Here is a 16086-nt window from a genome sequence, read left to right on the forward strand (position 1 = left end):
GCGCCACGGAATAGCCCCCCCCCCCCCCCCACCCCCCCCCCCCCCCCCCCCCCCCCCCCCCCCCCCCCCCCCCCCCCCCCCCCCCCCCCCCACGCCTGCCTGCCGGCTCACCTGCCCAGGATCAACGGTTCGGCCAGCTCCGCGAGTTCGGCCGGTTCGAGGACGAGGTCGGCGGCCGCGGCGGAGTCGCGGATGGTGGCGGGGCGGCGGGCGCCGGGGATGGGGACGACGGCGGGGGAGAGGGCGAGCAGCCAGGCGAGGCCGACCTGCTGGGGCGAGACACCGCGGGCGGCGGCGATCCGGTGGAAGGCGCTGCGCTCGACGGCGGTGTCGGCGGGGTCGTCCAGCACGCTGCGGGACAGGCCACCGAGCGGGCTCCACGGCAGGAAGGCCAGGCCGAGGCGTTCGCTGAGCCGCAGTTCCGGCCCGGCGGTGCGGACGGCCGGGGAGAACCGGTTCTGCACCGCGACCAGACCGGGGCCGAGGATCTCCCGGGCCGTCAGGATCTGCCGCTCGTCCACGTTGGAGAGGCCGGCCGCGCGGATCTTCCCGGCGTCCAGCAGCTCGCGCAGGGCGCCCACCGACTCGGCCCACGGCACCCGCGGGTCGGGCTTGTGCAGCTGGTAGAGGCCGATCGCCTCCACCCCGAGCCGCCGCAGCGAGCCCTCGCAGGCCCGCCGGAGGTGCTCCGGGCGGCCGTCGACCGTCCAGGAGCCGTCACCGGGCCGGCCGCGGCCGCCCTTGGTGGCGACCAGCACGGCCGCCCGCTCGGCCGCCGGCCGGGCGGCCAGGGCACGCGCCACCAGCCGCTCGTTGTGGCCGAGTTCGCCCGCGTGCCAGTGGTAGGAGTCGGCGGTGTCGAGCAGGGTGACGCCCGCGTCGAGGGCGGCGTGCAGGGTGGCCAGGGCCGCGGCGTCGTCCGGGCGGCCCTCGACCGAGAGCGGCATCGCGCCGAGGCCGATCGCGCCGACGGTGGCACCGCCGATGGTCCGCTGTCGCATGTCAGGCCGCCTTTCCGGGGGTGGTGGAGGCAGCGGCCTCGTCGACGGCACCGGGCAGCCACTGCGCCGTCGGCGTGAAGCGCAGGCCGAGTTCGGACGCCCGCCGGCCCGCCATCGGGTACCAGCGGTCGAAGGAGAACGGCGAGGCGTCCGCGCCGTCCGTGCGCCGGTAGCGGGCGGTGGTGCCCAGCCGTTCGGCGACCAGCTCGCAGAGCGCGACCACGTCGAGCGGTTCGTCGGAGCAGGCGTTGACTGGGCCGGCCGCCGCCCCGCCGGCCACCCGCACCAGGGCGGCGGCGATCTCCTCGTGGTGGACGAAGGAGGTCGGCTGCGGCTCCGCGTGCACGGCGACCGGGCGGCCGGCCGCGATCAGCCCCGTGTAGTGGGCCAGCCGGCCGGTGAAGTCCCGCGCGCCGCCGCCCAGGACGTGTGCGCTGCGCACGCTCGCCCAGGAGAACGGCGGGTCCGCCGCGAGGACCGCCTCCGCCTGCCGCTTGCCCTCCGCGTAGCGGGTCGCCTCGTCGAAGTGCCGGGCGAGCGCCGCCGGATCGTGCCACGGCAGCGCGAGGTCCACCGGCCAGTGTGCCGGGTCGACGGCCTCCTCGGGCACCGGCACTCCCGGCACGGTGCGCAGCAGCGGTGAGGTCGCCGGGTCGTACACCTCCATCGTGGAGGTCATCACGTACCGGCCGGTGCGCCCGCCGAAGACCCGTCGGGCCACCGCCGCCTGGGCCGGGGTGTACAGCACCTGGTCGATCACCGCGTCGAAGGTCCGGTCGCCGAGCGCGGCGGCCAGTGCGGCCCCGTCCGACCGGTCGGCGACGACGTGGTCGACACCGGACGGCGGCGGGGTGGTACCGCGGTTGACCACGGTGACGTGGGTGCCGGACTCGCGCAGCAGGGTGACCAGGTGGAGACCGAAGTACCGGCTGCCGCCGATGACGCAGACGCGGTGCAGCGGATTGCTCGTGACGTTTCGCATGGCCCCACTCTGCTGGCGTATCGTCCCCAGCAGAACTACCGACCTGCTGAACGCGTCATCAGCAGAACTGTTGACCGAGGGAGCGCGATGATCGACGTCCGACGGCTGACCATGCTCCAGGCGGTCGCCGAGCACGGCAGCTTCAACCGGGCGGCAGCCGCCCTGCTGCTCACCCCGTCCGCCGTGTCCCAGCAGATCGCCGCGCTCGAACGGGGCCTGGGCACAGCGGTGGTGGAGCGTTCGACCCGCGGGGTACGGCTCACCGAGGCCGGGCGCCTGCTGGTGGAGGCGGCCGGCGCGATCGACGCCGAACTGCGCAACGCCCACGAGCAGATCGGCCGGCTCGGCGCCGACCGGCCCCGGCTCACCCTCGCCACCTTCACCAGCGGCGGCCGGCACCTGCTGCCCGCCGTGCTGGCCCGGTTCACGGCCGACCACCCGGAGGTCGAACTGCGCATCCTGGAGCGGGAACCCGAGGACAGCCTGCCGATGGTCCGCGAGGGCACCGCCGACCTCGCCCTCGCCTACCACTTCGACGGCCCGCTGCCCGTCCTCCCGGGTGACCGCTCCGGCCTCGACTGGACGCCGCTGATGGACGACCCGCTCTCGGTGGTGCTGCCGGACGGCCACCCGCTGGCCGACCGGGACGCCGTCGACCTGGCCGAACTCGCCGAGGAACGCTGGGTGCTGGGCTGCCTCAAGACCGAGGACTTCCTGCGCCGGCACGCCGCACTGGCCGGCTTCGAACTCCGGGTGGCCGGCTCCACCACCGACTACTTCTTCGCCCGCTCGCTGGTCGCCGCCGGCGTCGGGGTCTCGCTCGTCCCGCACGTCGCCCTCGAACCGGCGCAGCCCGGTACCCGGGTGGTCCCGGTGCAGCCGCCGCGCCCCGCCCGCCACTTCGGCGTCGCCCTCGCCCGCCGCCGCCCCCGCCCGTACGCCGAGGCACTGGCCGGGCTGCTCCGCGAGCACACGGCCGGGGCGCCGTCTAGGGTGGGCGGATGACCTCCCCCTACCCTCACGTCCCGGTGCGGACGGCCACCCCCGAGGACCTCGACGCCGTCGTGTCCACCCTCACCAGCGCGTTCTTCCACGACCCGCTCTGGGGCCCGGCCTTCCCCGACGTCGAGCGGCGCGCCGCGCAGGCGGCCGTGATGTGGCGGCTCTACGCCGAATCGGCGCTGCGCTACCCGTGGCTGCTGGTGACCCCGGGCGTCGAGGCCGCCGCTGTCTGGATCCCGCCGGGCGGGCGCGAGCTCACCGAGGAGGAGGAGAACGGGCTGGAAGGCCTGCTGACCAGGACCACCGACGAGGAGACGGCCAAGGCGATCCTGGCGATCTACGACCAGCTGTACGCGGTCGCCCCCGAGGAGCCGTGCTTCTACCTCACCCTGCTCGGCACCCACGACGACCACCGCGGCAAGGGGCTGGGCATGGGCCTGCTCGCCGAGAGCCTGGCCCGGATCGACGCGCTCGGCGCCCCCGCGTACCTGGAGTCCTCCAACCCCGCCAACCTGGCCCGCTACCGGAGCCTCGGCTTCAGCCCCCGCGACGAACTCACCACCGCCACCGGCCACGTCGTCACCACCATGTGGCGCCCGGCCCGTTGAGCGGGCCGCCGGCCCGGCCGCGGGCGCCGGGCCTGCGCTCGACACCGTTGGGCGCGCCCGGCTCAGGGTGCGTCAGGTGCGTTGGAAGCCATGCGAGCGGCCGATGACCGAGAACCCGCGCCGCTCGTACCAGCGGCGCGGCCAGTCGTCCGCGTCCGCCGTGAGGAAGCGCGTACCGCAGCTCGCGTCGACAGCCTGCCGAAGGGCGGCGGCCAGCACGGCGTCGCCGTGACCGCGACGGAGATGGGCCTCCGCGGTGACCAGGTCCTCGACCTGGGCGACACCCGTTGCCGGGTCCAGGTACAGGTCGGCCCAGGAGGCGACCCCGCCATCCTCCGAACGGGACCCGAGGAAGCGGACGACGTCCGCGCCACGGCGGCGCGCCTCGCGCCGGTCGACGAGGTGGCGGAGGACCGCGTCGTCCACGCCCGGCAGGAACCGGCTCCAACTCCGGGCCGCCGGGTCGCGCAGCGCGTCGAGCTCCACCTCCTCCGCCTGCCGGGCGGCCACCGGGACCGGCCCCGTGTGCAGCATGACGAGGTAGACGGAGTGTGCGTAGCCAGCCTGGGTCAACGGCTCGGCGCACGCCCTGGCGACCTCGTCGTCCAGGACGGAGATCAACCGGTGGGACAGCTGCCCCAGGGCCTCCTCCGCGAGGATGGGCAACGCCTCGGGGTCGACGTCTCGGCCGGAGCCGTCGATGACGAGCTGGTTGTTCGAATAGGAGAGCGCGAAGTCGTCGTCGAAGACGGCGAAGCCGCCCGGGATATCGACGGTGCGGGTGGCCTGGCGGCGGGCGAAGGCCGACAGGAAGGCGTTGATCCGCTGGAGTTCGGTGCCCGGCATGGGTCGAGCGTAGGCTCTGGGCCGCGATGGGGGACGGGTGTTTCCGCACTGTGGTGACCTCCGGCCCCGGATCGGCGACCGCCTCGCGCCGGCCCGGCCGGCCGGTGGGCGGCGGCCACGGCCGTCCTCCTCTGGCGGTCCTCCTCGGGCAGGGCTGCGGACGGGGGCTCACTGCGGACGCTTCTGCTCCCGGTCCGGGGGGACGGCGGCGAACACCGCGCCGTCGGCGGCCCGTTCGAGGCGGTACCGCCTGAGCGCCCGGTCGAACCGGGCCCGGCTGCCCGGCCGGGCGCCGCGGAGGTCGGCTATCAGCGCGTCGTCCGGTACCCGGGTGGCGAGTTCGGCGACCACCGGGTCCGTGCCGGGGCTCCGCAGCTCGGCCGCCGGGTACAGCGGCAGTGTGGGGCCGTCCAGGTTCAGGAGGTCCCAGAAATCGTCGGTGTACGGCTGGATGCCGTCCTCGAAGCCGGTGTCGTCGACCAGCTCCTCCGCCGTGCCGATCAATCGGTCCAGCCAGTCGGGCAGCGAGTCGGCCTCGACGAAGAGTCCGCCCTCGCGGTACTGCATCAGCACCTGGCCCCAGCGGCCGTCGGCCTCGATGTCGACCCAGGTGACGCCGCCACCGCCGTCGTCGGTGACCAGCCAGTGCGGGTGCGGGAGGCCGTGGTCGTGGGATTGGCGGGGGTGGCCCGTCAGCGTGAACTCGTACGGCGGCACCGCGAAGCCGCCCAGGCGTCCCAGTAGTTCGCGGGCTTCGGGCGGCACCGGGACGGGCCAGCCGTCGAAGTCGTCGCCCGTCGCTCCGGGACGGACCGCGAGGTCGAACGGAACGCGGGTGGCCAGCGCCCGCAGCCGTGTCGTGAGGACGTCAGCGAAGATCATGCGTCCACGCTAACCGAGCTGTCGGACACCCGGCGGCCGGCCGGGGCGGTCGGCTGCGCAGGCCGAACCGCCCCCTTGCTTCGCGGCCCGGGTCAGCCCTGCAGGGCTGACCCGGTGAGCCCCGCGCGGACGGCGACCTCCAGCGCCGGCTCCGGCCGCAGTGGGCGCTGCTCGCCCCCGGGGCCGGCGGCCGCGAGCAGCTCGGCGACCAGGGCGGCGTCCACGGTGCCGGTCTCGGCGTGGTGGACGAAGCGGTCGAGGGCGGCGGTGAAGGCGGCCGTGTCCGCGCGCGCGACGTCGGCCAGGCCGGCCGCCTCGTCGGCGAACTCCCGGGCCGAGCCCAGCCAGGGGGTGGCCCCGGCCAGCCCGTCGTCGTCCAGGGCGTCGGGGTACGGGATGCGCTCCCAGCCGTCGCCGTGCGACCAGTAGACGAAGCCGAACAGATTGCCCTGGGCGTCCTCGCGCAGCTGCTTCCAGGGCAGCCACGCCGGGCCGCCGGCCAGGAAGTCGATCTGCCGGCCGTCGATGTGGGTCTCGCTGCCGTCGGAGTCCTGGCCGCAGAACACCACCTGCCCGTCGGCCACCTTGGTGACGCGCCACCAGTACGAGCCGGCCGTGGCGTCGCACCAGACGCCGTCCTCGTCCAACCAGTAGCCCTCGGTGTCCCCCCGGGCGGCCTGAAGCAGGGCGAACGTGACGGCGCGCGCCCAGACACGGGCGGCTGGGTCGAGGTCCTCGGGTCGGCTCGGTGTGTGCATGGCGGTGATCCCCTCCGGTCGGTCGGGGACAGCCTGGCACACCGCCGCCCGGGGTCACCTCGCCGCCCGGTGAGGTGACCCCGGGCGGGTAACGGAAGGGTCTCGGGGTGGCGGTCGGCCGTGCAGAGGGGTTGACGGGGCCGCGAGGGTGAGCGTTTGCTGTCTCCCACCCCGCAGGCGTGTTTGGTTCTGCTCGGTTTTGGGGATTTGAACGTTCAAATTCGGGAGGGATCTCATGCCGGTGCGCTCTGTCCCGGAGTATCTGCGGCAGTTCGGCGAACCGGCCGGGTATCTGGACTTCGCGCGGTTCGGGCCGGTGTCGGCCGTGGTGCACGAGGTGCTGGTCCGGTCGGCCACGCAGATCCGCCGCCGGGGCTGGGATGCGCTGCACTCCCTGGACGCGGAGGGGGAGGGGGCGGCGCGGACGGCGGCGGAGCTCCTCGGGTGCGCGCCGCACGAGATCGCGTTCGTCGGCTCGACCTCGCACGGCATGTTCGCCGCGGCCCACGCCTTCGGCGCCGCGCCGCCGGGGAGTACCGTCCTGGTCGGCCGGTCGGACTTCCCCGGCGCGCTCTACCCCTGGCTGCGGGCCGCCGGGAACGGCGGCCTGACGGTACGGCTGCTGGACAACCCCGTCACCGCCGACGTGGTGCGGGAGCACCTGGACGAGCGGGTCCGCGCCGTCTCGGTCTGTGCGGTGGACGGCGCCACCGGGTTCCGTGCGCCGCTGGCCGAGATCAAGGACGTGATCGGCCCGGGGCGGGTCCTGGTCGTGGACGCGGTGCAGGCGCTGGGTGCGGTGGAGTTCGCCGCCGACGCCGCGGACGTGCTCGCCTCCGGTGGCCAGAAGTGGCTCCGGTCCGGCTGGGGCGCCGCTCTCCTGATGGTCCGTGACCGGGCGGCCGGGCTGCTCGCGCCCGGGCTCGGCGGCTGGTCGGGCGTGCTCGACCCGATCGACGCGCCCGACCACCCGCGCCCCGTCCGGCCGGGCGCCGTCGCGCACACGCTCACCAATCCGGACGGCCCGGCCGTCGCCGCGCTGGGCGCCGGCCTCGCACTGGTCCGGGACGTCGGTGTCGGGCGGATCAACGCCCGGATCGGCGAGGTGCTCGGCGTCCTGCTCGACGCCGCCCGGGCCGCCGGCGCCGAGACCTCCGGCGGCCCGGAGCCCGGCGGCGGGGCGGCCGGTGTCAGCGGGATCGCCCGGCTGCGGCTGCCCGGCGCCGACCCGCAGGCCGTCCACGACGCGCTGACCCGGGCCGGCCTGGCCACCACCCGGCGCGCCGACTGGATCCGGCTGTCGCCGCACGCCAGCACCGACGACCCGTACGCCGCCGCGCGGCTGGCCGAGGCGCTGAAGCGCGCCGCCGCCACCTGACCGGTACGCACGGTCACCCGCTGCCGAAGGGTCGAGCACCCTCGGGCCGCAAGCACCCTCAAGCCCCGAACGCCCTCAAGCCCCGAACACCCTCACCCGTCGGGCAGCCTCACCCCCCGCAGTCGCAAGCCCCGTAGGACCAGGCCCGCCCCCTGAATCGGGCCACCCCTCAGAGAGGAATGCAATGTCACACCTTTCCCGTCGCGATCTGCTGCGCGCCTCCGGAGCCGGCCTGCTGGCCCTGGCCGCCGGCGGTGCGATGTCCGCCTGTTCCGGCTCCGGCGGCGACGTCGCCCAGGGCGGGGACGCCGCCACCGGCACGGTCACCGTCTGGTCCTGGGCCACCGCGGCCGAAGCCCTGCGCGGCGTCGTCCCGGCCTTCGAGAAGGACAACCCCGGGATCAAGGTCGATGTCCAGGACCTCGGCGAGCCGGCGATCTGGGACAAGATCACCGTAGGCATGGCGGCCGGCGGCCAGGGCCTGGGTGACGTCCTGCACATCGGCTGCGACTACCTGCCCGGCTACATGGAGAAGTTCCCCGGCGGCCTGGCCGACCTCTCCGCGCTGGGCGCGGATGCCCACAAGGACAAGTTCGCCCAAGGGCTCTGGCCCGTCGTCACCGGAAAGGACGGCCGCGTCCACGCGCTGCCCTGGGAGGTCAACCCGCTCGGCTTCTTCTACCGCAAGGACATGTTCGACAAGGCGGGCGTCGATCCGACGACCTTCCAGACCTGGGACGACGTGCTCGCCATCGCCGACCGGTTCAAGGCCGCCAACCCCGGGATCGCCCTGATCGGCCTCAGCAAGCCCGCCACCCCCAGCGCCGACCTCGACTTCCTGCAGGCGCTGATGCAGCTCCAGGGCGCCTTCTACTTCGACCTGAAGGGCGACATCACCCTCGGCTCCCCGGAGGCGGTCCGGGCGATGACGATCATCAAGCGCCTCGACGAGGCCGGACTGGTCGCGGACGCCGCCGGCGACCACGGCTGGCGCAACCTGATGAAGGCCGGGAAGCTCGCCACCGGCCCGCAGCCGGCCTGGGCCGCGCACTACTTCGAGGCCAAGTTTCCCGACCAGAGCGGCACCTGGCGCCTCACCCGGCCCCCGGCGGTCACCCCCGGCGGCCGGCGCACCGCGATCGTCAACTCCACCTACCTGACCGTCGCCGGCTCCAGCCCGCGCCGCGCCGCGGCCTGGAAGTTCGTCGAGTACGCGCTCACCCGGCCCGCCTCGGTCAACGCCATGTTCACCTCCGGCGGCGTCTTCCCCGCCCTGACCGCCGCCTACGAGGACCCGATGTACTCTGCGCCCAGCGCCTACTACGGCGGACAGCCCGTCCTGAGGACGTTCACCGGCCTGCTCTCCGAAGGCGCCGACGCCACCAACTACTCCGCCGACTTCGCCCGCGCCCTCAAGCTCGCCAGCGACGCCCAGGTGAAGGTCTTCCTCAAGGGCGGCGACCCGGCCGCCGTGCTCCAGGACGCCGCCAAGCAGCTCGCCCAGCAGACCGGGCGCAAGATCCGGTGACCACGACCACCCGAACCGCCGCCCCGGCCGGGAGGGCGGCGCCGCGTGCCCGCCGGCCCGCGCCGCGCCCCCGGCCGCGCTGGCGCCGCCGGGCGGTGCCGTACCTGCTGCTCGCCCCCGCCCTGGTCACCTTCGCGGTGTTCAAGGCCTATCCGATCGTCTCCTCGCTGCTGCTGTCGCTGACCACCGGTTCCGGCGCGGCCACCCACAACGCCGGCGCGGCCAACTACCGGCGCCTGCTCCACGACCCGCTGTTCTGGACCGCCCTCGGCAACACCGCCCGGATCCTGGTCGTCCAGGTCCCGCTGATGCTCGTACTCGCGCTGGGCCTGGCCGTCGGCATCAACTCGGTGTTCGTCCGGTGGCGCACGGTCTGGCGCCTCGGCGTCTTCATGCCCGCCGTCACCGGCCTGGTCGCCACCGGCGTGGTCTTCGCCTTCCTCCTCAACAACCGCCAGGGCGCCGTCAACCACCTCCTCGAACAGCTCGGCCTGCCCGGCGTCGACTGGCTCGGCAGCCCCTTCTGGTCCCGGATGGCCGTCGTCCTCGTCCTCACCTGGCACTACACCGGCTACAACGCCGTCATCTACCTGGCCGGCCTGCAGGGCATCCCCAGGGAGCTGTACGAGGCGGCGATGATGGACGGCGCCGGCGCCCTGCGCCGCTTCACCGCCGTCACCCTGCCCGCCCTGCGCCCCGTGCTGCTGTTCACCGTCGTGCTCTCCACCATCGGCACCCTCCAGCTCTTCGACGAGCCCTACGTGCTGACCCGCGGCGGCCCGGACAACGCCACCCTCACCGTGTCGATGTACCTGTACGACAACGGCTTCCGCTACTTCGACTTCGGCTACGCCTCGGCCATCGCCTACGCGCTCACCCTGCTCGTGTCGGTGCTCGGCGCGGCCCAGATGCGCCTGATGGGAGAACGCCCATGAGCACCGGCAGGTCCGCGCGACTGCGCGGCTGGCCCCTGACCCTCGTCCTGGCGGGCGTGACCGGCCTCTCCGTCGGCCCCTTCTACTGGCTGGTGATGGCCGCGACCCGCTCGGACTCCGAGATCTTCGACTGGCCGCCGCACCTGCTACCCGGCGGCCACCTCGGCGACAACCTCGACCACCTCAATGCCAAGATCGGCCTCGGCCGGGTCGTCCTCAACTCCCTGGCCATCGCCGGCTTGCAGACCGTCGGCGCGCTGGTCGTCGCGCTGCTCGCCGGCTACGCCTTCGCCAAGTTCCGGTTCCGCGGCCGCACCGTCCTGTTCGCCCTGCTGCTCTCCACCCTGGTGGTGCCCGAACAGGTGATGCTGGTCCCGCTGTTCAAGATGATGATGTCGCTGGGCCTGCTCGACAGCTACCAGGCCGTGGTCCTGCCCGGCCTCTGCGTGCCGTTCGCGATCTTCCTGATGCGCCAGGCCCTGAGCAGCATGCCGGACGAACTGCTGGACGCCGCCCGGGTCGACGGCGCCGGTGAGCTGCGGGTGCTGTGGAGCGTGGTCGTCCCCGTCATGCGCCCGGCGCTGGCCGCCCTGGCGATCTTCCTCTTCCTCGGGTCCTGGAACCAGTTCGTGTGGCCGCTGATCGCCCTGCGCAGCCCCGAGATGCACACCCTGCCGGTGGCCCTCGCCACCCTCCACGCCAGCGAGGCCACCACCGACTACGGTGCCATCCTCGCCGGAACCGCCCTGTCCACCCTGCCGATGATGGTCCTCTTCCTGGTCCTCCAACGGCAGTTCATCTCCGGCCTGCTGGCCGGCGCCACGAAAGGCTGACCATGGACGACGTCTGGGAGCCGCACGCCCCCGCCGCCGGCGCACTAAGGCCGCTGCCGGCCGAGGGCCTGGACCTGCGGGTGAGCGGCGACGCCACGGCCCGCCCGATCGCCGAGGGCGTGACCGAGGTGACCGCCGAGAGCGACGGCGAGACCTGGATCGAGTGGCGCGTCCCCTGCGTCGACGCCACCGCCTTCTGGACCCCCGAACCCCGCGGCACCGGCTGGCTGCCCGCCGCCTGGAGCGCCCCGCGCCGCACCGGCCTCGCCAAGGGCGCGCCGGTCGCCGCCCTGATCGGCACCGGCGACGTCGCGCTCTGCGCCTTCGCCGCAGACCGCGCCGACGTCCTGGCCGGCGCGGGAGTCGTCGAGGAGAACGGCGAGTTCCGCTTCTGGGCCCAGGCCACCGGACGCCTCACCGTCCGGATCGACACCTCCCGCCGGCACTTCGCCCGCAGCCTGGCCGACCTCGCCCGGTGGTGGGGGAGCGGCCGGCCGGCCCACGTCCCCGAAGCCGCCCGCCGACCCGCCTACTCCACCTGGTACACGCTCCAGCAGAACGTCACCCCGCAGGCCGTGGAGACCCAGGCCGCCCTCGGCAAGGCCCTCGGCCTCGACACGATCATCGTCGACGACGGCTGGATGACCCGCGACCGCACCCGCGGCTATGCCCACTGCGGCGACTGGGAACCCCTCTCGCTGCCCGACACCGCCGCCCACGTCGGCCGCGTCCACGACCTCGGCGTCCGGTACCTGCTCTGGTACGCCCTGCCGTTCATCGGCAAGGAGAGCGCGGCCTGGGAGCGGCTCGGCCACCACGCGCTCGCCGACGCCCCGCACATGGGCGCCGTCGTCGCCGACCCCCGCCACCCGGCCGTCCGCGACCACCTCACCGACCGCCTGGCCCGGGCCGTCGAGGAGTGGGGGATGGACGGACTGAAGATCGACTTCATCGACTGGTTCGCCGTCCCGGATCCGCCGGCCGCCGGCCCGGGGGCGGACTGCGCCACCGTCGACGAGGGCGTCGAACGGCTGCTCGCCGCGATCCACCGCCGGATCACCGCCGTGCAGCCGGAGGCGATGACCGAGCACCGCCAGCCCTACACCAGCCCCGGCCTCTGGCCGTACACCACCATGATCCGCGCCACCGACTGCCCGCTCAGCCCGCAGGAGAACCGGCAGCGCACCATCGACCTGCGGCTGGTCGCCGGGCCGGTCGCGGTCCACGCCGACATGCTCATGTGGCATCCGGCCGAGCCGGCCGAGCAGGTCGCCTGCCACCTGATCAACGTCCTCTTCGCCGTCCCGCAGATCTCCGTCGACCTGGCGGCCCAGAGCCCGGAACAGCGCGAGGCCCTCGCCTTCTGGCTCGGCGTCGTCCGCGAACACCTGTCCACCCTGCAGCTCGGCGAGCTCCGCCCGGCCCGGCCCGACCTGGGCTACCCGATGGTGACCGCGACCGGCGACGGGACGGTGGCCGTCGCCCGCTACGCCCCGCTGCCCGTGCGGCCCGGTGCCGGCCCGTGGCACACCCTGCTCGTCGCCAACGCCGACGACGACCCCGAGGTGCGCGTGCTGGGCGTCCGCGGCGAGGCCACGGTCACCGTCCACGACGCCCGCGGGCGTATCGTCCGTAGCGACACCGCCGACCTGGCCGGCGACGGCGTCGTCACCGTCCCCCGCGGGGGACTGCTGACCCTGCGCCGGCCGCAGGCGTAGCCGCCCGACACCTTACGGAGCACCGATGACCGAGGGAGCACGCCCGCCGCGCCGCGCCACCACCATCGCGGAGGTCGCCCACGCGGCGGGCGTGTCCCGTCAGACCGTCTCCAACACCATCAACGCCCCCCACCGCGTCCACCCCGACACCCTGGCCCGGGTCACTTCGGCCATCGAGGAGCTCGGCTACCGCCCCGACCAGTCGGCCCGCTCGCTGCGCACCGGCGAGCGGCGCACGATCGGCTACCTCGCCCCGGTGGACGACCCGTTCGACCCGAACCCGCTGATGGCGGGTTTCCTGGAGGCCCTGGTGGACGCGGCCGCCGCAGAGGGGCACCGCGTCCTGCTGGTCCGCCCGGCGCCGGGCGAGGCGGCGGCCCGGGCGGCGATCGACGAGCTGGTGGCGGCCCGTCAGGTGGACGGCCTGGTCTTCGCGGACGTGTTGCACGACGACGCCCGGGTCGCCAGGGCGGCCCGGGCCGGCGTGCCGTTCGCCGCCTTCGGCCGCACCGCGCCCGACCTGCCGCAGCACTGGGTGGACATCGACAACGGCGCGGCGATGGCCGACGTGGTCCGGCACCTGGCGGCGCGCGGCCACCGCAGGGTCGGCTTCGCCGCCTCCGCCGCGGACCTGCCGTGGATGGCGGCGCGGCGCGAGGGCTTCCACGCCGAGGCCCGCCGGCTGGGCCTGGACGTGGTGCAGCCGCCGCCGGGCGGGCCAGGTGCGCCGGGGGTGGCCGGTGCGCCGGGGGTGGCCGCGCTCCGCGCCCTGCTGCGCGGCCCGGACCGGCCGACGGCGGTGGCGGCCGAGAGCGACCTGTCGGCCCTGGACGTCTACGAGGCGATCCGCGCCGAGGGCCTGGCCGTCGGGCGCGGGATCGCCGTGACCGGCTTCCACGACACCCCGCTCTGCCGGCACCTGCACCCCGCGCTGACCTCCGTCCGGCTGCCGCTGCGCGCCATAGCCTCCGCCCTGGTGCGGCTGCTGCTCGCCCAGGTCCGGGGCCGGTCCGTGCCCGCCGCCGGCCAGGTGCTGGCCGCCGAGCTCGTCGTCCGGGCCAGCTCGGAGTAGTCCGGGCCGGTTCTCGGCCGGTTCTCCGCCGGTTCTTCGCCGGCAGGCCGCCAGTCTCCGCCGGCAGGCCGCTGGCCACCGTTCGCACCCTCGGGCCCGCGTGTCGTCCACGCGGGCCCTTCCTGTGAGCTTCCCTGTTGAGTAATGTTCGATAATGTTTGCTCATGTCGCCGTGCAAGGAAGACGAAGAACAGATGGCCGAGACCACCGCCGCACCGACCAGCAGGACCGTGACCAGGCTGGCCGACGGGCGTGAGCTGATCTACTACGACCGCGGTCCGGCGCCCGACCGGGACGCCACCGACCGCCGTCCGCTGGACCGGCCCTCCGGTGGCTCCGAGATCCGCCTGGACGCGGCCACCGGTGCCTGGGTCACCATCGCGGCGCACCGCCAGGCCCGGATCTACCACCCGCCGGCCGACGAGTGCCCGCTCTGCCCCTCCCGGGGCGGCCGGCTGAGCGAGATCCCGGCCGAGGAGTACCAGGTCGCGGTCTTCGAGAACCGCTTCCCCTCGCTGGCCGGCCTGCCCGGCACCGCCGCCCCGGCCGGCGAGGACCCGCTGCGCACGGCGCGGCCCGCGGCCGGCCGGTGCGAGGTGGTCTGCTTCACCGCCGACCACGACGCCTCCTTCGCCGACCTGGACGAGGAACGCGCACGGCTGGTGCTGGACGCCTGGACCGACCGCACCGCCGAGCTCGCCGCCCTGCCCGGCGTCCGGCAGGTCTACTGCTTCGAGAACCGCGGCACCGAGATCGGCGTCACCCTCGCCCACCCGCACGGCCAGATCTACGCCCTGCCCTTCACCACCCCGCGCACCACCCGCATGGCCGAGCAGGCCGCCCGCCACCGCGCCGCCACCGGCCGCAACCTCTTCGAGGACCTGGTGGCCGCCGAACGCGCCGACCCCGCACGGGTGGTGGCGGCCGGCGAGCACTGGACGGCGTTCGTGCCGTTCGCCGCCCGCTGGCCCTACGAAGTCCACCTCCACCCGCACCGCCGCGTCCCCGACCTCACCCACCTCGCCGAGGACGAACGCGCCGAACTCCCCGGCCTCTACCTCGACCTGCTCCGCCGCTTCGATCGCCTCTTCGGCACGCCGCAGACGCCGATCCGGGCGCCCTACATCTCCGCGTGGCACCAGGCGCCCGCCGTCGGCGGGGACGAACTCGCGCTCCACCTCGAACTGTTCACCGTGCGCCGCACCGCCGAGAAGCTCAAGTACCTGGCCGGCACCGAGTCCGGCATGGAGGCCTTCATGAACGACGTCGCCCCCGAGGACGCCGCCCGCCGCCTGCGGGAGGTCGCCCGATGAGTGCCGCCGCCTTCCGGCAGCTCTACGGCCACGCCCCCGACGGCGCATGGGCCGCGCCCGGCCGGGTCAACCTGATCGGCGAACACACCGACTACAACGACGGGTTCGTCCTCCCGATCGGACTCCCGCAGACCGTCCGCGCCCAGGCCCGCCGTCGTGACGACGGCCTGCTGCGCGTGCACTCCACCCGCAGCGACGGCCCGCCGGTCGAGCTGGCCGTCGACGATCTCGCACCCGGGGCCGTGGACGGCTGGGCCGCCTACCCCGCCGCCGTCGTCTGGGCGCTGCGCGAGGCCGGCCACCCGGTCGGCGGCGCCGACCTGCTGCTCGACAGCGACGTCCCGGCCGGCGCCGGCCTCTCCTCCTCGGCCGCCCTGGAGTGCGCCGTCGCCATCGCCTACCGCGACCTCCACCGACTCGACCTGGACCGCCGGCAGTTGGCCCTGCTGGCACAGCGGGCCGAGAACGGGTTCGTCGGCGTCCCGTGCGGGGTGATGGACCAGATGGCGTCGATGTGCTGCCACGAGGGTGCCGCCCTCCACCTCGACACCCGCGACCTCAGCGCCCGACAGGTCCCGTTCGACCTCGCCGCCGCCGGCCTGACCCTGCTGGTCATCGACACCCGGGTCAAGCACGACCTCGGCGACGGCGCGTACGCCGCGCTGCGGGCCGGCTGCGAACGTGCCGCCGCCCTGCTCGGCCTTCCCGCGCTGCGCGACCTCCCGGCTGCCGACCTCGACCACGCTCGCGCTCAACTCCCCGATGAGTTGCGGCCTTTGGTGCGGCACGTGGTGACCGAGAACGACCGGGTCCGGGAGGCGGTGGCGCTGCTCGACGCGGCCGACCCCGCCGCGCTCGGCCCCATCCTCACCGCCGGCCACGCCTCCCTGCGCGACGACTTCCGGGTCTCCTGCGCCGAGACGGACCTCGCGGTCGAGGCGGCCGTCGCCGCCGGGGCACTCGGTGCCCGGATGACCGGCGGCGGCTTCGGCGGCTCCGTCATCGCCCTGGTGCCCGACCGCGCCGCCGAGGCCGTCACCACCGGGGTCACCGCCGCCTTCCGGGCCGCCGGCCACACCGAGCCGCGGATCTTTCCCACTCTCCCCGCCGAGGGAGCCCGCCACCTCACCTGACCGTCGACGGCACGGGACGGCACAGGACGGCACGGGCGCGGGGGGGGGGGGGGGGGGGGGGGGGGGGGGGGGGGGGGGGGGGGGGGGGGGGGGGGGC

At 74.8% G+C, this 16086-nt stretch carries 15 protein-coding genes; 10 read left to right on the forward strand and 5 right to left on the reverse strand.

Going from position 1 to position 16086, the window contains the following annotated elements; all coding sequences use genetic code 11:
* Positions 1 to 107: 107 nt before the first annotated feature.
* Both ACZ6NC_RS01685 and ACZ6NC_RS01690 read right to left on the reverse strand, forming a co-directional pair.
* Entirely contained in the window at positions 108 to 1001 is an 894-nt protein-coding gene (locus tag ACZ6NC_RS01685; RefSeq protein WP_465727827.1) for an aldo/keto reductase, read from the reverse strand.
* Between the two features lies 1 nt (position 1002).
* Positions 1003 to 1983, reverse strand: coding sequence for an NAD-dependent epimerase/dehydratase family protein (locus ACZ6NC_RS01690; protein WP_465727829.1), 981 nt, complete (start codon positions 1981 to 1983; stop codon positions 1003 to 1005).
* An 87-nt stretch (positions 1984 to 2070) separates the two neighbouring features.
* Between ACZ6NC_RS01690 and ACZ6NC_RS01695 the strand changes: the two genes are divergently transcribed.
* Both ACZ6NC_RS01695 and ACZ6NC_RS01700 read left to right on the forward strand, forming a co-directional pair.
* The gene (locus ACZ6NC_RS01695; RefSeq protein WP_465727831.1) at positions 2071 to 2988 is read left to right on the forward strand and encodes a LysR family transcriptional regulator; all 918 of its coding nucleotides are present in this window, start codon (positions 2071 to 2073) and stop codon (positions 2986 to 2988) included.
* On the forward strand, positions 2985 to 3593 hold the full coding sequence (locus ACZ6NC_RS01700; RefSeq protein ID WP_465727833.1) for a GNAT family N-acetyltransferase: 609 nt from the start codon (positions 2985 to 2987) through the stop codon (positions 3591 to 3593). The genes ACZ6NC_RS01695 and ACZ6NC_RS01700 overlap by 4 nt, the downstream gene beginning before the upstream one ends.
* 72 nt (positions 3594 to 3665) lie before the next feature.
* Here the strand turns inward: ACZ6NC_RS01700 and ACZ6NC_RS01705 are convergent, their stop codons facing one another.
* From ACZ6NC_RS01705 to ACZ6NC_RS01715, 3 genes are all read right to left on the reverse strand, one after another.
* Positions 3666 to 4439 carry a GNAT family N-acetyltransferase gene (locus ACZ6NC_RS01705; RefSeq protein WP_465727835.1) on the reverse strand — a complete coding sequence of 258 codons (774 nt, stop codon included), beginning with the start codon at positions 4437 to 4439 and terminating at the stop codon, positions 3666 to 3668.
* Positions 4440 to 4607: 168 nt separating this feature from the next.
* Positions 4608 to 5321: an SMI1/KNR4 family protein gene (locus ACZ6NC_RS01710; RefSeq protein WP_465727837.1), complete on the reverse strand. Its 714-nt coding sequence runs from the start codon at positions 5319 to 5321 to the stop codon at positions 4608 to 4610.
* A 92-nt stretch (positions 5322 to 5413) separates the two neighbouring features.
* Positions 5414 to 6079: a hypothetical protein gene (locus tag ACZ6NC_RS01715; protein WP_465727839.1), complete on the reverse strand. Its 666-nt coding sequence runs from the start codon at positions 6077 to 6079 to the stop codon at positions 5414 to 5416.
* 235 nt (positions 6080 to 6314) lie between these two features.
* Here ACZ6NC_RS01715 and ACZ6NC_RS01720 point away from each other — a divergent pair, with 235 nt between their 5' ends.
* The 8 genes from ACZ6NC_RS01720 to galK all read left to right on the forward strand — a co-directional run bounded on the left by ACZ6NC_RS01720 (position 6315) and on the right by galK (position 15989).
* Positions 6315 to 7457, forward strand: a complete 1143-nt coding sequence (locus ACZ6NC_RS01720; protein ID WP_465727841.1) for an aminotransferase class V-fold PLP-dependent enzyme — start codon at positions 6315 to 6317, stop codon at positions 7455 to 7457.
* A 184-nt stretch (positions 7458 to 7641) separates the two neighbouring features.
* Positions 7642 to 8985 carry an ABC transporter substrate-binding protein gene (locus ACZ6NC_RS01725; protein WP_465727843.1) on the forward strand — a complete coding sequence of 448 codons (1344 nt, stop codon included), beginning with the start codon at positions 7642 to 7644 and terminating at the stop codon, positions 8983 to 8985.
* Positions 8982 to 9920 (forward strand): carbohydrate ABC transporter permease, encoded by a 939-nt coding sequence (locus ACZ6NC_RS01730; RefSeq protein WP_465727845.1) that lies wholly within the window; start codon positions 8982 to 8984, stop codon positions 9918 to 9920. The genes ACZ6NC_RS01725 and ACZ6NC_RS01730 overlap by 4 nt, the downstream gene beginning before the upstream one ends.
* Positions 9917 to 10753, forward strand: a complete 837-nt coding sequence (locus tag ACZ6NC_RS01735; RefSeq protein ID WP_465727847.1) for a carbohydrate ABC transporter permease — start codon at positions 9917 to 9919, stop codon at positions 10751 to 10753. Before ACZ6NC_RS01730 ends, ACZ6NC_RS01735 begins: the two co-directional genes overlap by 4 nt.
* A 2-nt stretch (positions 10754 to 10755) precedes the next feature.
* Complete coding sequence (locus ACZ6NC_RS01740; RefSeq protein ID WP_465727849.1) at positions 10756 to 12471, forward strand: glycoside hydrolase family 36 protein; 1716 nt, start codon at positions 10756 to 10758, stop codon at positions 12469 to 12471.
* A gap of 25 nt (positions 12472 to 12496) precedes the next feature.
* Complete coding sequence (locus tag ACZ6NC_RS01745) at positions 12497 to 13543, forward strand: LacI family DNA-binding transcriptional regulator (RefSeq protein ID WP_465727851.1); 1047 nt, start codon at positions 12497 to 12499, stop codon at positions 13541 to 13543.
* Between the two features lie 194 nt (positions 13544 to 13737).
* On the forward strand, positions 13738 to 14856 hold the full coding sequence (gene galT, locus ACZ6NC_RS01750) for a galactose-1-phosphate uridylyltransferase (protein ID WP_465727853.1): 1119 nt from the start codon (positions 13738 to 13740) through the stop codon (positions 14854 to 14856).
* Positions 14853 to 15989 (forward strand): galactokinase, encoded by a 1137-nt coding sequence (gene galK, locus ACZ6NC_RS01755; RefSeq protein ID WP_465727855.1) that lies wholly within the window; start codon positions 14853 to 14855, stop codon positions 15987 to 15989. The genes galT and galK overlap by 4 nt, the downstream gene beginning before the upstream one ends.
* The last annotated feature ends 97 nt before the right edge of the window (positions 15990 to 16086 follow it).

This window comes from Kitasatospora sp. NPDC041988 (assembly GCF_055588525.1).

Coding starts and splice junctions, on each gene's coding strand:
- ACZ6NC_RS01685 (WP_465727827.1), bottom strand. CDS start 1,001: ATGCGACAGCGGACCATCGGCGGTGCCACCGTCGGCGCGATCGGCCTC.
- ACZ6NC_RS01690 (WP_465727829.1), bottom strand. CDS start 1,983: ATGCGAAACGTCACGAGCAATCCGCTGCACCGCGTCTGCGTCATCGGC.
- ACZ6NC_RS01695 (WP_465727831.1), top strand. CDS start 2,071: ATGATCGACGTCCGACGGCTGACCATGCTCCAGGCGGTCGCCGAGCAC.
- ACZ6NC_RS01700 (WP_465727833.1), top strand. CDS start 2,985: ATGACCTCCCCCTACCCTCACGTCCCGGTGCGGACGGCCACCCCCGAG.
- ACZ6NC_RS01705 (WP_465727835.1), bottom strand. CDS start 4,439: ATGCCGGGCACCGAACTCCAGCGGATCAACGCCTTCCTGTCGGCCTTC.
- ACZ6NC_RS01710 (WP_465727837.1), bottom strand. CDS start 5,321: ATGATCTTCGCTGACGTCCTCACGACACGGCTGCGGGCGCTGGCCACC.
- ACZ6NC_RS01715 (WP_465727839.1), bottom strand. CDS start 6,079: ATGCACACACCGAGCCGACCCGAGGACCTCGACCCAGCCGCCCGTGTC.
- ACZ6NC_RS01720 (WP_465727841.1), top strand. CDS start 6,315: ATGCCGGTGCGCTCTGTCCCGGAGTATCTGCGGCAGTTCGGCGAACCG.
- ACZ6NC_RS01725 (WP_465727843.1), top strand. CDS start 7,642: ATGTCACACCTTTCCCGTCGCGATCTGCTGCGCGCCTCCGGAGCCGGC.
- ACZ6NC_RS01735 (WP_465727847.1), top strand. CDS start 9,917: ATGAGCACCGGCAGGTCCGCGCGACTGCGCGGCTGGCCCCTGACCCTC.
- ACZ6NC_RS01740 (WP_465727849.1), top strand. CDS start 10,756: ATGGACGACGTCTGGGAGCCGCACGCCCCCGCCGCCGGCGCACTAAGG.
- ACZ6NC_RS01745 (WP_465727851.1), top strand. CDS start 12,497: ATGACCGAGGGAGCACGCCCGCCGCGCCGCGCCACCACCATCGCGGAG.
- galT (WP_465727853.1), top strand. CDS start 13,738: ATGGCCGAGACCACCGCCGCACCGACCAGCAGGACCGTGACCAGGCTG.
- galK (WP_465727855.1), top strand. CDS start 14,853: ATGAGTGCCGCCGCCTTCCGGCAGCTCTACGGCCACGCCCCCGACGGC.